General features: G+C 64.9%; 11 protein-coding genes. 1 reads left to right on the top strand and 10 read right to left on the bottom strand.

All coding sequences use genetic code 11. The features are described 5' to 3' along the window. Positions 1-31: 31 nt before the first annotated feature. The 8 genes from pnp to rimP all read right to left on the bottom strand — a co-directional run bounded on the left by pnp (position 32) and on the right by rimP (position 10,469). Positions 32-2,188 (bottom strand): polyribonucleotide nucleotidyltransferase, encoded by a 2,157-nt coding sequence (pnp, locus tag ML401_RS00260; protein WP_194405143.1) that lies wholly within the window; start codon positions 2,186-2,188, stop codon positions 32-34. 380 nt (positions 2,189-2,568) lie between these two features. Continuing rightward, positions 2,569-2,838, bottom strand: a complete 270-nt coding sequence (gene rpsO, locus ML401_RS00255) for a 30S ribosomal protein S15 (protein WP_018644188.1) — start codon at positions 2,836-2,838, stop codon at positions 2,569-2,571. Positions 2,839-2,840: 2 nt separating this feature from the next. After that, on the bottom strand, positions 2,841-3,974 hold the full coding sequence (gene truB / locus ML401_RS00250; protein ID WP_285808886.1) for a tRNA pseudouridine(55) synthase TruB: 1,134 nt from the start codon (positions 3,972-3,974) through the stop codon (positions 2,841-2,843). After that, positions 3,971-4,417 carry a 30S ribosome-binding factor RbfA gene (rbfA, locus tag ML401_RS00245; protein WP_194405141.1) on the bottom strand — a complete coding sequence of 149 codons (447 nt, stop codon included), beginning with the start codon at positions 4,415-4,417 and terminating at the stop codon, positions 3,971-3,973. The genes truB and rbfA overlap by 4 nt, the downstream gene beginning before the upstream one ends. A 155-nt stretch (positions 4,418-4,572) precedes the next feature. Beyond that, positions 4,573-7,272 carry a translation initiation factor IF-2 gene (gene infB, locus ML401_RS00240; protein ID WP_194405140.1) on the bottom strand — a complete coding sequence of 900 codons (2,700 nt, stop codon included), beginning with the start codon at positions 7,270-7,272 and terminating at the stop codon, positions 4,573-4,575. 70 nt (positions 7,273-7,342) lie between these two features. Next, on the bottom strand, positions 7,343-8,026 hold the full coding sequence (locus ML401_RS00235; RefSeq protein ID WP_211415318.1) for an RNA-binding protein: 684 nt from the start codon (positions 8,024-8,026) through the stop codon (positions 7,343-7,345). Positions 8,027-8,100: 74 nt separating this feature from the next. Next, a complete protein-coding gene (nusA, locus tag ML401_RS00230; RefSeq protein WP_194405138.1) occupies positions 8,101-9,711 on the bottom strand; it encodes a transcription termination factor NusA in 1,611 nt (536 codons plus the stop codon). 2 nt (positions 9,712-9,713) lie between these two features. Beyond that, positions 9,714-10,469, bottom strand: a complete 756-nt coding sequence (gene rimP / locus ML401_RS00225; protein WP_285812785.1) for a ribosome maturation factor RimP — start codon at positions 10,467-10,469, stop codon at positions 9,714-9,716. Between the two features lie 369 nt (positions 10,470-10,838). On the opposite strand from rimP, the gene ML401_RS00220 reads away from it, so the two are divergent. Beyond that, on the top strand, positions 10,839-11,921 hold the full coding sequence (locus tag ML401_RS00220) for a DUF2336 domain-containing protein (RefSeq protein ID WP_259218201.1): 1,083 nt from the start codon (positions 10,839-10,841) through the stop codon (positions 11,919-11,921). Positions 11,922-11,993: 72 nt separating this feature from the next. On the opposite strand, the gene trmB is transcribed toward ML401_RS00220, so the two are convergent. Together trmB and ML401_RS00210 are read right to left on the bottom strand one after the other, a co-directional pair. Then, the gene (trmB, locus tag ML401_RS00215; protein WP_285808883.1) at positions 11,994-12,704 is read right to left on the bottom strand and encodes a tRNA (guanosine(46)-N7)-methyltransferase TrmB; all 711 of its coding nucleotides are present in this window, start codon (positions 12,702-12,704) and stop codon (positions 11,994-11,996) included. Next, positions 12,701-13,858, bottom strand: a complete 1,158-nt coding sequence (locus ML401_RS00210) for a M20 family metallopeptidase (RefSeq protein WP_285808881.1) — start codon at positions 13,856-13,858, stop codon at positions 12,701-12,703. Before ML401_RS00210 ends, trmB begins: the two co-directional genes overlap by 4 nt. Between the last annotated feature and the right edge of the window lie 35 nt (positions 13,859-13,893).

The following is a 13,893-nucleotide window of genomic DNA, read 5'->3' as shown; positions in this document are numbered from 1 at the left end:
GCCGCCCTTCGTGTTTCTGATGTCGCGAGACTTACTCGCCAGCGGCTTCGCGCGGAGCCTTCTCGCCCTCGCCGCCCTTGCCTTCGAGGTCTTCGCCGGTGGTCTGGTCGACCACCTTCATCGACAGGCGGGTCTTGCCGCGGTCGTCGAAGCCGAGCAGCTTGACCTTGACCTTGTCGCCTTCCTTGACGACGTCGGAGGTCTTCTGCACGCGGTTGGCCGCGAGCTGGCTGATGTGGACGAGGCCGTCCTTGGAGCCGAAGAAGTTCACGAAGGCGCCGAACTCCATCACCTTGACGACGGTGCCGTCATAGATCTGGCCGACTTCCGGATCGGACGCGATCGACTTGATCCACTTGATCGCGGCCTTCATTGCTTCGCCGTCGCTGGAGGCGACCTTCACGGTGCCGTCGTCCTCGATGTTGACCTTGGCGCCGGTCTTCTCGACGATCTCGCGGATCACCTTGCCGCCGGTGCCGATCACTTCGCGGATCTTGTCGGTGGCGATCTTGAAGGTCTCGATGCGCGGCGCGTATTCGCCGAGCTCGGCGCGGGCGTTGGTGAGCGCCTTCGCCATCTCGCCGAGGATGTGGATACGACCTTCCTTGGCCTGGCCGAGCGCCACCTTCATGATCTCTTCGGTGATGCCCTCGATCTTGATGTCCATCTGGAGCGAGGTGATGCCTTGCTCGGTGCCGGCCACCTTGAAGTCCATGTCGCCGAGATGGTCTTCGTCACCGAGGATGTCCGAGAGGACCGCGAAGCGCTTGTCCTCGAGGATCAGGCCCATCGCGATGCCCGCGGTCGGCCGCTTCAACGGCACGCCGGCGTCCATCAGCGCGAGCGAGGCGCCGCAGACCGAGGCCATCGACGAGGAGCCGTTGGACTCGGTGATCTCCGAGACCACGCGGATCGTGTAGGGGAACTCGTGATGCGGCGGCAGCACCGGGTGGATCGCGCGCCAGGCCAGCTTGCCGTGGCCGATCTCGCGGCGCTTGGTGCCGCCGAGGCGGCCGGTCTCACCAACCGAGTAGGGAGGGAAGTTGTAGTGCAGCAGGAACGTCTCTTTGTACGTTCCCGACAGCGCGTCGATGTACTGCTCGTCTTCGCCGGTGCCGAGCGTGGTGACGACCAGGCCCTGGGTCTCGCCGCGGGTGAACAGCGCCGAGCCGTGGGCGCGCGGCAGCACGCCGACTTCGGCGACGATGTTGCGTACGGTCTTGCTGTCGCGACCGTCGATGCGCTTGCCGGTGTCGAGGATGTTCCAGCGAACGATCTTCGCCTCGAGCTCCTTGAACACGGCGCTGATGCGCAGCTTGTCGTATTTCGGTTCCTGCCCTTCGGGGAAGTAGTGGGCGATCACCTTTTCCTTGACCTTGCCGACCGCGGCGTAGCGATCCTGCTTGACCGGAATGGCGTAGGCGGCGCGCAGCTCCTGCTCGACGAGGCCGAGCATCTCTTTCTCGAGCGCGGCATTGTCGATCACAGTGACTTCGCGCGGCTCCTTGGCGGCCTTCTCGGCAAGCTCGATGATCGCGTTGATCACCGGCTGGAAGTGGCGATGACCGAACATCACCGCGCCGAGCATGATGTCTTCGTTCAGCTCCTTGGCTTCCGATTCCACCATCAGCACGGCGTCGGCGGTGCCGGCGACGACCAGGTCGAGCTGGGTGTCGACCATCTCGTCGAGGGTCGGGTTGAGGATGAACTCGTCATTGGCGAAGCCGACGCGGGCCGCGCCGATCGGGCCCTTGAACGGAGCGCCGGACAGGGTCAGCGCGGCGGACGAGGCCACCAGCGCGACGATGTCAGGGTCGTTCTCCATGTCGTGCGACAGCACGGTGACGATCACCTGGGTCTCGTTGCGCCAGCCATCGACGAACAGCGGACGGATCGGACGGTCGATCAGGCGGGAGACCAGCGTCTCCTTCTCGGTCGGACGACCCTCACGCTTGAAATAGCCACCGGGAATGCGGCCCGCAGCGTAGGTCTTTTCCTGGTAGTCGACGGTCAGCGGCAGGAAGTCGACGCCTTCGCGCGGCGCCTTCGCCGCGACGACGGTGGCGAGCACCACGGTCTCGCCGTAGGTGGCGACGACGGCGCCGTCGGCCTGGCGGGCGATCTTGCCGGTTTCGAGCTTGAGAGGGCGTCCGCCCCAGTCGATCTCGACTGAATGCTTATTGAACATAGAGGTCTTCTTTCATGGGTTCTCGAAAGAGGGGACGGCTCTCGAAAAACAAAAACCATGCGCAAGATTGCGGGACGCTGATCGGAGCGGGTGATCAGCGTCCTGCGATCCTGCCATGGTTTTCGGATTTCGGATGGCGTCCATCCTTTCGGGTCATACGGGCGCCTTGCCCGTTGTGCCCAGCCGCCGGATTGCTGCTGGACTGTCAGTCGGCACGAATGCGAACACCGAACCTTCGGTCTTCGCCCATCATGCCCCGGATGCTGGCCATCAACGGCCCGCATCCGACGTGCACGCAGCCTCGATCAAAAACCTTTAAACAAACGCTTTCGTCGAAATCACGCGCGAAAACGCGCGCCGTTGGGCGCGCGCAAGAACTCTTAACGACGAATATTGTGCTTCTCGAGCAGCGCCTTGTAGCGCGCCTCGTCCCTCTTCTTGAGATAGTCGAGGAGCGAGCGGCGGGTCGAGACCAGCTTCAAGAGGCCACGACGCGAATGGTTGTCCTTCACGTGGGTCTTGAAATGGTTGGTGAGGTTGTTGATGCGTTCCGACAGGATCGCGACCTGAACCTCGGGCGAGCCGGTGTCGCCGGCCTTGGTGGCATTGGTCTTGATGACTTCCGCTTTGCGTTCTGCGGCAATCGACATCGTCAATTTCTCTCGTTGCGACCGGGGCTGGCAGTCAGGCCGGTCAGGTTGAACACACGCTTGGGGATGATTTCGCCATTGCCAACTTCAGCAAGCGCCAAAAGACGGCCTGCCACCGTGACATAGACTGTGCCGCTACAAGTGGGCGCATCCCGTCCGCGCAACAAAACGGCCTGACCCCGATGGAGCCTTGCCGCATCAGCCCGAGTGACGGCCAGTGCCGGGATGTCGTCCAGCGCGGTCTCAACGGGCATAAGCGCGTCCGCGAGGCTACCCTCGCCGGACGCGGCTCTATCGCACAAAGCCTCCAACTGATCCAGCGGAATCATGTCGTTTTCGCCAAATGGGCCGACCAGGGTCCGCCTGAGCGCGCAGATATGGCCGTAAGTGCCAAGAATCCGGCCCATATCGCGGGCCAGCGCGCGGACATAGGTGCCCTTGCCGCATTCGGCCTCGAACACGGCGTGGTCGTTATCCGGTTGATCCAAAAGGGTTAAATGGTGAATCTCGACCGGGCGGGGAGCCAGCTCCACGACTTCGCCGTCGCGGGCGAGGTCGTAGGCGCGCTCGCCCTGGACCTTGATCGCGGAATAACGCGGCGGGATCTGCTCGATCACCCCGGTGAATCGGGGCAGCAGGGCCAGGATGGCCTCCCGGGTCGGACGCTGGTCGGAGGTCGCGGTCGCCCGGCCCTCGATGTCGTCAGTGTCGCGCTCCTCACCCCAGCACACCGTGAACTGGTAGCGCTTGCGGCCGTCCATGACGAAAGGAACGGTCTTGGTGGCCTCACCGAGCGCGATCGGCAAGCCCCCCGAAGCGAGCGGATCGAGCGTGCCGGCATGTCCGGCGCGCTTGGCGTTGAACAGGCGCTTGAGCACTGCGACCGCCTGCGTCGAGGTCATGCCGATCGGCTTGTCGAGCACGACCCAGCCGTGGACGTCACGCCGGTCGCGGCGAAACTGGTTGCCCTTCTGCTGCTTGGCGCGCGGATCGTTGTTGACGCGGCGCGGCTCCTGATGCGGCTCCGAATTGCCGCCCATGTCCGCGAAATTATTGTCCGCGAAATTATTTTTCTGCACGTCGCGCTGATCGGCCTGTTCGCCGCTGATCGTGTCGTGAGCCGGGTCCATCGTCATCGTTCTTCTTCCCGATCCGTCTCCGGATCCTGTTCCAAATCCTGTTCGAGATCCTTCTGCACCGCAGGTGTTCGCAAAAGCTTCTCGATCCGTTCCGCTTCGTCGAATCGCTCGTCGACGCGGAAGCGAAGGTCGGGTGCAAATTTCAGGTTAACGCGCCGCGCGACTTCGCCGCGCAGGAACTTCTTGTTGCGTTCGAGCGCAGCGATGACGATCCCGGTGTCGCGGCCACCGAGCGGCATCACGTAGACGGTCGCGAGCTTCAGATCGGGCGACATCCGCACCTCCGGCACGGTGATGATGTGACCTTCGAGGTCGGCATCATGCACATTGCCTTGCGCCAGAATATCGGCCATCGCGTGGCGAACCTGCTCGCCGACGCGCAACTGGCGTTGCGAGCCTCCGCCGGGTGCGGAACTCTTTTTCTGATGATGGCGTGGCATTGTCGAAAATCACCTCGTCATGCCCGCGCTCGAGCCACGGGCATTGCCATTTGTCCTGTTGAAACGAAGAGGGGTGGATGGCCGGAAAAAATCCGGCCATCGCACTCCCGCAATTTCAGTTCAAAATGATCCGAACGCTTCGGTAAGATTTGGACTTACAGGGAGCGCTGGATCGTCTCCACGCGATAACACTCGATGACATCGCCTGCGCGCATGTCGTGGTAGTTCTCGAAGGCCATGCCGCATTCCTGACCGGACTGGACTTCCTTCACTTCGTCCTTGAAGCGCTTCAGCGTCGACAGCTTGCCCTCGTGCACGACGACGTTGTCGCGGATCAGGCGCACATTGGCGCCGCGTTCCACGGTGCCGTCGGTGACGCGGCAGCCGGCGACCTTGCCGACCTTGGAGATGTTGAAGATCTCCAGGATCGAGGCGTTGCCGAGCATGGTTTCGCGCAAGGTCGGCGCGAGCAGTCCGCTCATCGCCTTTTTCACGTCGTCCACGAGATCGTAGATGATGTTGTAGTAGCGGATCTCGATGCCGTTGCGCTTGGCGGCCGCGGCGGCTTCCTTGTTGGCACGAACCGAGAAGCCGATGATCGCGGCGTTGAAGCCTTCGGCCAGCGTCACGTCGGATTCCGAGATGCCGCCGACGCCGGCATGCAGGATGCGGGCTGCGACTTCGTCGGTGCCGAGCTTCTCCAGCGAGCCGAGGATCGCTTCCAGCGAGCCCTGCACGTCGGCCTTGATGATCAGCGGGAATTCCTTGCGGCCCGCCGTCTTCAATTGCGACATCATCTGCTCGAGCGAGCCGCGCATGCCGGAGATCGAGGCAGCCGCGTTCTCGCGCTTCTGGTGCGCGCGGTAGCTCGTGACCTGACGGGCGCGGGCTTCGTTCTCGACCACGGCGAGACGATCGCCGGCTTCCGGCGGACCGTTGAAGCCGAGCACTTCGACCGGCACCGAGGGACCTGCTTCCTGGACGGTCTCGCCCTGATCCGAGATCAGCGCGCGGACGCGGCCCATCTCCGCGCCCGCGACGATGATGTCGCCGACCCGGAGCGTGCCGCGCTGGACCAGCACGGTGGCGACCGGACCACGGCCGCGATCGAGCTTGGCTTCGATCACGGTGCCTTCGGCCGGACGTTCCGAATTGGTCTTGAGGTCGAGGATGTCGGCCTGGAGCGCGATCATCTCGAGCAGCTTGTCGAGATTGGTCTTGTTCTTGGCTGACACTTCGACGTCGACGACGTCGCCGCCGAACGATTCGACCTGAACCTCGTGCTGCAGCAGCTCGGTGCGCACGCGCTCGGGCTTGGCGTCGGGCTTGTCGATCTTGTTGATGGCAACGATGATCGGCACCCGCGCCGCCTTGGCGTGGTTGATGGCTTCGACCGTCTGCGGCATCACGCCGTCATCGGCCGCAACCACCAGCACGACGATGTCGGTGACCTTGGCGCCGCGGGCGCGCATCGCGGTGAACGCGGCGTGGCCGGGCGTGTCGATGAAGGTGATCTTCTTGCCGCTCTCGGGCGAGGTGACCTGATAGGCGCCGATATGCTGGGTGATGCCGCCGGCCTCGCCGGAGACCACGTTGGCGTGACGGAGCGCATCGAGCAGCGAGGTTTTGCCGTGGTCGACGTGACCCATCACGGTCACCACGGGCGAGCGCGTCTCGGTGTCGGTGGAATCGTCGGTGACGTCGAACAATCCCTCTTCGACGTCGGACGCGGCGACGCGCTTGACGGTGTGGCCGAGCTCTTCGGCGATCAGTTGCGCAGTGTCAGCATCGATCACGTCGGTGATCTTGTGCATCGCGCCCTGCTTCATCAGCATGCGGATGACGTCGACCGCGCGCTCGGCCATGCGGTTGGCGAGTTCCTGGATGGTGATCGCTTCCGGAATGGTCACCTCGCGAATGAGCTTTTCCTTGGGCTCGTTCGAGGCGTGGCCCTTCAGGCGCTGGGTGCGGCGGCGGAACGAGGCGATCGAACGCTCGCGCACTTCGTCGGCATTGAGCGCCGTGACGACGGTGAGGCGGCCACGCTCCTTCTGCGGGCCGGGCTTGTGGGTGGGTTTGGGAGCCACCACGGGACGTGCGGCGCCGCCGGGACCACGACGGATCTGGCGCGGACCATCGTCCTCGTCGGGTCCGGCCGCGACCGCGGGCGCGCGACCCAAAGGTCCGCCAGCCGGCCGCTGCGTGCTGGTTCCGGGGCGAGCCGTCGTCGTTCCCGGGCGTGCCGTGGTCGTGGTGCCGGGACGTGAAGCGGGCGCGCCGGAACGCGGCGCAGGAGCGGCCGGGGCCGCACTTGCGGGGCGCGGAGCGGAGGGTTGCTCGCCTTCGCCAAAGCGCTTCTTGGCCTCGGTCTCGGCCTTGCGTTTGGCCTCGTCCTCGTGACGGTGGCGCTCTTCCTCGGCCTTGCGGCGGGATTCGGCGGCCTCGCGCTCGGCGCGCTCGGCGGCCTCGCGGACCGCGCGGCGCTGGGCCTCTTCCTCGGCCTGACGGCGCTCTTCGACTTCGCGCACCTTGGCATCGGCCAGCGCGCTGGCGCGGGCGGAGCGTTCGTCCTCGGTCAGCGTGCGCAGCACCACGCCGGAGCCGGCGTTGCGCGGCGGCGCAGGGCGCGACGGAGCGGGCGCGGGTGCGGCCGGTGCGGGCTTCGCCACCTCGGCAGCCTGCGGCTCGGGCGTGCCGTCGATACGGCGCTTGCCGCGCTTCTCGACCACGACCTGCTTGCTGCGGCCATGGCTGAAGCTCTGGCGCACGGTGCCCGTTTCGACGCGCGGCTTGAGCGATAGCGTCTTGCTCGGAACGCTCAGCTTCTTGTCGCCAGGGGTCTTGGTATCAACCATTCAGCAGTCCTAATCCTGATTTATCAGTGTTGTGCGTTGCCGCACCGTCCAATCGGGTCGTCGTTGTCTCTCAGAAATCCTGGCCGTGCTTTTCGGCAGTCTTGTCATCGTCCGCCATCCGGTATCGGACCAGCATCTGGCTACGTGACAGGAATGACTTGCTCGCCGGGCCCGCGAGCAGGGCAGCATGTATCACATTTGACCGGGTCAGTGCCAAATCCAATTCTACCGATTTCAGTGCGGTGACGACGGGAATCGGCGGCTTGGAGCCGCGATTTCCGGCATTTTGACGTGCCAGCATGTCTAATTTGCGGATTCCGTCCGCGGCCCCGTCGCTGGCGTGGATCAGGACCTCGACCGTGCCTTCCCGAAGGCCGCTTTCGACCTTGCCGAAGCCGGCCACGACCTGGCCCGCCTTGGCGGCGATCCCAAGGGCTTCCGACACGCTCCGAACCAGGAGTGCCTCGATGTCGGCAGGAAGCGTCTGGGGGATGCGCAGCTCGCGCTTGAAGGCCTTGGTAAATTGGTGACGCCGCACCGCTTCCGCAACCACCCCGCGGGAGGCCGTCAGCCACATGCCGCGTCCGGGCAGCTTGCGCTTGAGATCTGGAACGACGTCGCCCTGCGGCGAAACGACGAAGCGGATCAGCTCGTCGATCGGCCGGACCTGCCGACTGACAGCGCACATCCGCATGGTCGCGGACCTTTCGGTCCGCGGTCCATTGTCGAGTTCGCTGTCAATATTGGCGAGCATCCGGGCGACATCCTCCTTCGCCTTCTAAGTCGTGTGTTTACGCAAGGCCGGTCTCCACTTTTGCCGAAAACGCCTCAGGCCGGCTGATCTTCGGTCGCCTCGGCCTCTTCAGCGGGCTTGGCGAGATCGGCCTCGGTGATCCAGCCGGCCTTGACGCGGGCCTGCATGATCATCGCTTCAGCATCGTCGCGGGAGATATCGATGCCGTCGAGGGCACCCGGGAATTTGGTCTGCTCGCCGCCTTCCTTGCGCTCGGTCCAGCCGACCAGATCGTCGGTCGCGCAACCGGCGAGGTCTTCGACCGTCTTGATGTCGTTCTCGCCGAACTTCACGAGCATCTTGGAGGTGACGCCGGGCACGTCCTTGACCGCGTCCTCGACACCGAGCTCCTTGCGCCTGGCCTCGATCTCGGCGTCCTGCTGTTCGAGATATTCGCGGGCGCGGCTCTGCAGCTCCTGCGCGGTCTCCTCGTCGAAACCCTCGATGCTAGCGAGTTCCCTGAGATCCACCATGGCCACTTCTTCGACCGCGGTGAAGCCTTCGGTCGCCAAGAGCTGGCCGACAACCTCGTCGACGTTGAGCGTTTCCATGAAGACGCGGGTGGCGTTCTCGAAGCCGGCCTGACGGCGCTCCGATTCCTCCTGCTCGGTCAGGATGTCGATATCCCAGCCGGTGAGCTGCGAGGCCAGACGCACGTTCTGGCCGCGGCGGCCGATCGCCAGCGAAAGCTGGTTGTTGGTATCGGGCACGACGACCTCGATGCGCTCGCGATCTTCGTCGATGACGACCTTGGACACTTCGGCCGGCGCCAGCGCGTTGACCACGAAGGTCGCGATGTCGGGCGACCAGGGAATGATGTCGATCTTCTCGCCCTGCAATTCATTCACCACGGCCTGCACGCGCGAGCCGCGCATGCCGACGCAGGCGCCGACCGGATCGACCGAGGAATCGCGGGAAATCACGCCGATTTTGGCGCGCGAGCCCGGATCGCGGGCCACCGCCTTGATCTCGACGATGCCGTCATAGATCTCCGGCACTTCCTGCGCGAACAGCTTTGCCATGAACTGCGGATGGGTGCGCGAGAGGAAGATCTGCGGGCCTCTCGTCTCGCGGCGGACGTCGAAGATGTAGGCGCGGACGCGGTCGCCGTTGCGGAACACTTCGCGCGGCAGCATCTCGTCGCGGCGGATGATGGCCTCGCCGCGGCCGAGATCGACGATCACGCTGCCATATTCGACGCGCTTGACGACGCCGTTGACGATGTCGCCGATGCGGTCCTTGAATTCCTGGTACTGCCGGTCGCGCTCGGCCTCGCGCACCTTCTGCACGATGACCTGCTTGGCCGATTGCGCGGCGATGCGGCCATATTCCAGCGGCGGCAGGGTGTCGGCGATGGTGTCGCCGACCTGGGCGCCGGGATTGGCGCGCTGCGCGTCCACCAGCGAGATCTGGTTGGAATGGTTTTCGACCTTCTCGACCACCAGCATGTGGCGCGACAGCCGCAGCTCGCCCTTCTTGGGGTCGATTTCGGCGTGAACGTCAGTCTCGCTGCCGTAACGTGCGCGCGCGGCCTTGGCGATGGCGTCCTCCATCGCCGCGATGACGATGCCGCGGTCGATCGATTTCTCGCGTGCAACGGCGTCGGCGATCTGGAGCAATTCAAGTCGATTGGCGCTGACTGCCATGGCTAGTCTCCTTGGTCAGGATCGATCTCGCCGCGCCGCGCGCGTTCGGCGGCAAGGCGATGTTTCTTGGTGTTGGTCGGGGCCGGTTTCTTTTTCGGCTTGGTGTTCTTGGTGATCTTCGCGCTGATCTCCGCGTGCGGCGCAGCCGGCGGCTCCAGTCCGAGATTCCTGCGCATCTGGCGCTCCTCGGCCTTGCCACGGCGCATCGATTCCGCAATCAACTCGTCGGTCAGCACCAGCCGGGCCTCGCCGATATCCTCCATGGTCAGGAGCACGTCGGCCTCGGCGCCCGCCTTGACGTCGTCGCGACGCAGGTGCACGCGGTCGCCTTCGACGGCACCGAGCGTGCCGCGGAACCGCTTGCGTCCCTCATGCGCGACCGCCATGTCGATCTTCACCAGATGGCCGGAATAGCGCTCGAAATCGGAGCGGCGGACCAGCGGACGGTCGATCCCCGGCGAGGAGATTTCCAGCCGGTAGGCGCGATCGATGGGGTCGGCGACATCGAGCACGGGCGACAGCGCCCGGGAGATCGCCTCGCAATCTTCGAGCTGCATCGAGCCGTCCGGCCGCTCGGCCATGATCTGCACGGTGCAACCGGCCTCGCCGGAAATTCGGATCCGCACCAGGCGGTAGCCCATGCCCTCGAGCACCGGTGCTGCGACCGCGGACACCCGTGCCGCCACGCCGGGCTCGACGACGAGTCTCGGCTCGGCCAGCAATTCGGCATCCGTGGAACCAGGGGTCGGTTCGGTCATGTCCAGGGTCAGGCGCTCGATGGTTAAGGCTTGGTTACGATTCCAAAGCCCGCTTCGGAACTCTCCCGACACGCGTCGGGCCGCATCTTCCGCCAAGCCGCGTTCAGGTAATAAAAAAGAGCGGGTCCTTTCGGGCCCACTCTCACTACGCGGATCGTATGAGAAGATGAATTGGCGCTGATATAGCGCTTTTGATCCCCCCGGACAAGGCCCATCGCGGGCCAGACGAGGCTTTTTACGCCCGATTCGCGCCGTCGTTCGCGCCGTCCCGGGCCTAACGCTTCTTTCACCTCGGGCGGCTAAATTCCCTGATTGTGGGGCGGCTTCGACCAAGGGCGCACCCGCGGCGTGCCCTGATCGAGTTGTTTCATGACCGTTGCCACGTCGCTCATTCCCGGACTGGACGATATCGTCAAACGCGGCGATCCGCGGCGGCGCGGCGAAATCGCGCGCGCCATCTCCGAATTGTTCTTCCAGGATTCCGCCAATCTTCGTCCCGAGCTGATCGATCTGTTCGACAATCTGCTGATCGATCTCGTCCCGCATGCGGAGCTTGCCTCGCGCGCCGACCTCGCCGAGCGCTTCTCGCACCTGAACAACGCGCCGCCGCATCTGGTCAATCAACTCGCGCGCGAAAACGAGATCATGGTGGCCGGCCCCGTGCTGCGCCGCTCGCCGGTGCTCGATGATTCCGCTCTGGTCGAGATCGCGCGGCTGAAGGGCCAGGCCCATCTGCTGGCGATGACGGAGCGCCCGGTATTGTCGGCCGAGATCACCGACGTGCTGGTCGAGCGCGGTGATCGCGACGTGGTGCGCCGCGCCGCCGGCAATGCCGGTGCGGTGTTCTCGCCGAGCAGCTATTCCGAGATGATCAAGCGCGCGTCGCAGGACGGCGTGCTGACGCTCAAGATCGGCCAGCGCAACGACCTCTCGGGCGAGCACCTGAAAGAGCTTCTCGACGGCACGCTCGATGTCATCCGCCGGCGCCTCTCCAGCGTGGTCAACCCCGCGCGCCAGGTCGAGATCAAGCGTGCGATGGCAGCGATCGAGGATGCCAAGCTGCCGCCGGGGCCGCGGCGCGATTTCTCTGCGGCCCAGCGCACGGTGCTCGCCTTGCATCGTGACGGCCATCTCGGCGAGAGCGCGCTGCTCGGCTTTGCCAAGGCGCACAAATACGAGGAATCGATCGCTTCGCTGTCGGCGATGTCCGGCGTTCGCCTCTCGGTTCTCGACCGCCTGATCGCCGGCGACCGCTACGATCCGATCCTCATCGTCGGCCGCGTGCTGAATCTGGGCTGGCCCACGGTGCGCGCGCTCATCCTGCTCTGGTACGGTCCGCAACGCACGCCGGCCGATGCCGACATCGAGGCCGCGCGCGTCAACTTCACGCGCCTGATGCCGACGACCGCCGAGCGCGTCGTGAATTTCTGGCGCAACCGGCAGACGATTTGAGATTCCGAACAGTCTTCCTCATGGCCGGGACAAGCCCGGGCATGACGACAGCGGAAGGATCACGCGAAAAGTCTACACCCGCCTGAACCGCAAATAAGCCGCCTTGCGTCCTTCGCGCGCGGCCTTGCGGCCGTAGCGCGTCATGGTGTAGCCCGCCCATGGCTGCCTGAAATCGTCGGCGCGTTCGGCAAGCCAGACGAAGTCCTGTGAACGCGCAAGGTGCGACAGCGTCCAGGCGCAGTAATCGTCGATATCGCAGACGAAGCGGAATTCGCCGCCGCTCCTGAGCACGCGCGCCATCGCGGCGATCGTCCTGTCCTGGACGAAGCGCCGTTTCCAGTGCCGCCGTTTCGGCCAGGGGTCGGGATGGATCAGGTCGATCCGCGACAGCGATGCCTTGGGCAGCCAGGCCAGCAGCTCGGCGGCATCGCCCGCGAACAGCCGGATGTTGCCGATATTGGCGGCCTCGATCTGCGCGAGGATCTTCGCCATGCCGTTGACATAGGGCTCGCAGCCGATGAGGCCGGTCGTGGGGAATTTCTGTGCCTCGGCTGCGAGATGCTCACCGCCGCCGAAGCCGATCTCGAGCCGCACATCTTCGGTCTCGGGGCCAAAGATCTCGCTTGCGTTTGCCGGCGTCTCACTTTGGATGTCGAGCGCAAGATGCGGCAGCAGGTGATCGACCAGCTCGGCCTGGTGCTGTCTGAGCTTGTGGCCCTTGCGGCGCCCGAAGAAGGCGCGCTCGCTGTCCTCGCGATCGGGGTCTGATTTGCGCTCGCTCATCGCAGCGTCTGATACAGGCGATGGAGCAGCCGCGCGCGCGGCGCGAGCGAGGAGACATAGAGCTGCTCATAATGGGTGTGGGCGCCCTTGCCGTCGACGCCGAGTCCGTCGAGCGTCGCGGTATGCGGGGCGGTGAAATTGCCGTCCGAGCCGCCACCGGTGTGGGTGTCGATCAGCTCGAAGCCGATCTCGCCGGCGAGCGTCTTCGCATGCTCGTACAGCGAGGCGCCCGCATTGCTCTTCTCGTAAGGCGGGCGGTTGAGCTCGCCCGTGACGGTGACGGTGACGCCGTCGGTCTTCGAGGTCAGAGCGAGAATCCTGCCGACGAACTCGTCTGCGTCCTTGAGGCTTACAACGCGCAGATCGACTTCGGCATGGGCGTCTTCAGGCGTGACATTGGGGCGCGTGCCGCCGCGCACCACGCCGACATTGACAGAGACGCCACGCGCGAGGTCGTTCATCCCTTCCAGCACCAGGATGACGTTGGCGAGCTCGCGAACGGCGCTGCGGCCGTCTTCGGGCCGCGAGCCGGCATGCGCCGGCACGCCCTTGATGGACACGCGGAAGCGTCCGACGCCCTTGCGCCCGGTGACGATCTTGCCGCCGTCCCGCGCCGGCTCCGTCACCAGCACGTATTTGGCCTTGCGTCCCTCCCGCTCGATGAGCGCGCGCGAGGTCGGGCTGCCGATCTCCTCGTCGGAGGTGAACAGATGCGTGATGCCGAGCGGCGAGCGATCGGCCGTCGTACACAGCGCGCCAAACGCGTGATGGGCGATGTAGGCGCCGCCCTTCATGTCGTAGATGCCGGGACCGTAGGCGACGTCGCCTTCGACCTTGAACGGCAGGCGCTCGATGAATCCCATGGGATGGACGGTGTCGAGGTGGCTCAATACCAGGATGCCGGGCTGGTCCTGGCCCCAATTCGAGCGCGCCAGGAGATGATCACCGCAGCCATCGGTGCCGGCGATGCGCTCGAGCGTGACGGGCCAATCGCGATATTGCTCCGCGACCACGGAGATCAGCTTGTTGACCTGTTCAGGCGCTTCCGTCGGTGTCTCGATCTCCACCCAGCGGCGGATGCCATCGAGAATAGTTTGAGTATCGAACCAATTGGAGCTGGTCATGGGCGCATCTGTGCCTTTGAATCGCATCATCGAAGCGGACGCACGCCAAGGCGCGGCCACAAATG

Origin of the sequence: Bradyrhizobium sp. 62B (assembly GCF_030272265.2) — a bacterium.
Lineage (GTDB): Bacteria > Pseudomonadota > Alphaproteobacteria > Rhizobiales > Xanthobacteraceae > Bradyrhizobium.
Note: the sequence above shows the minus strand (reverse complement) of the source record. Positions and strands in the feature narration are given on the sequence as shown.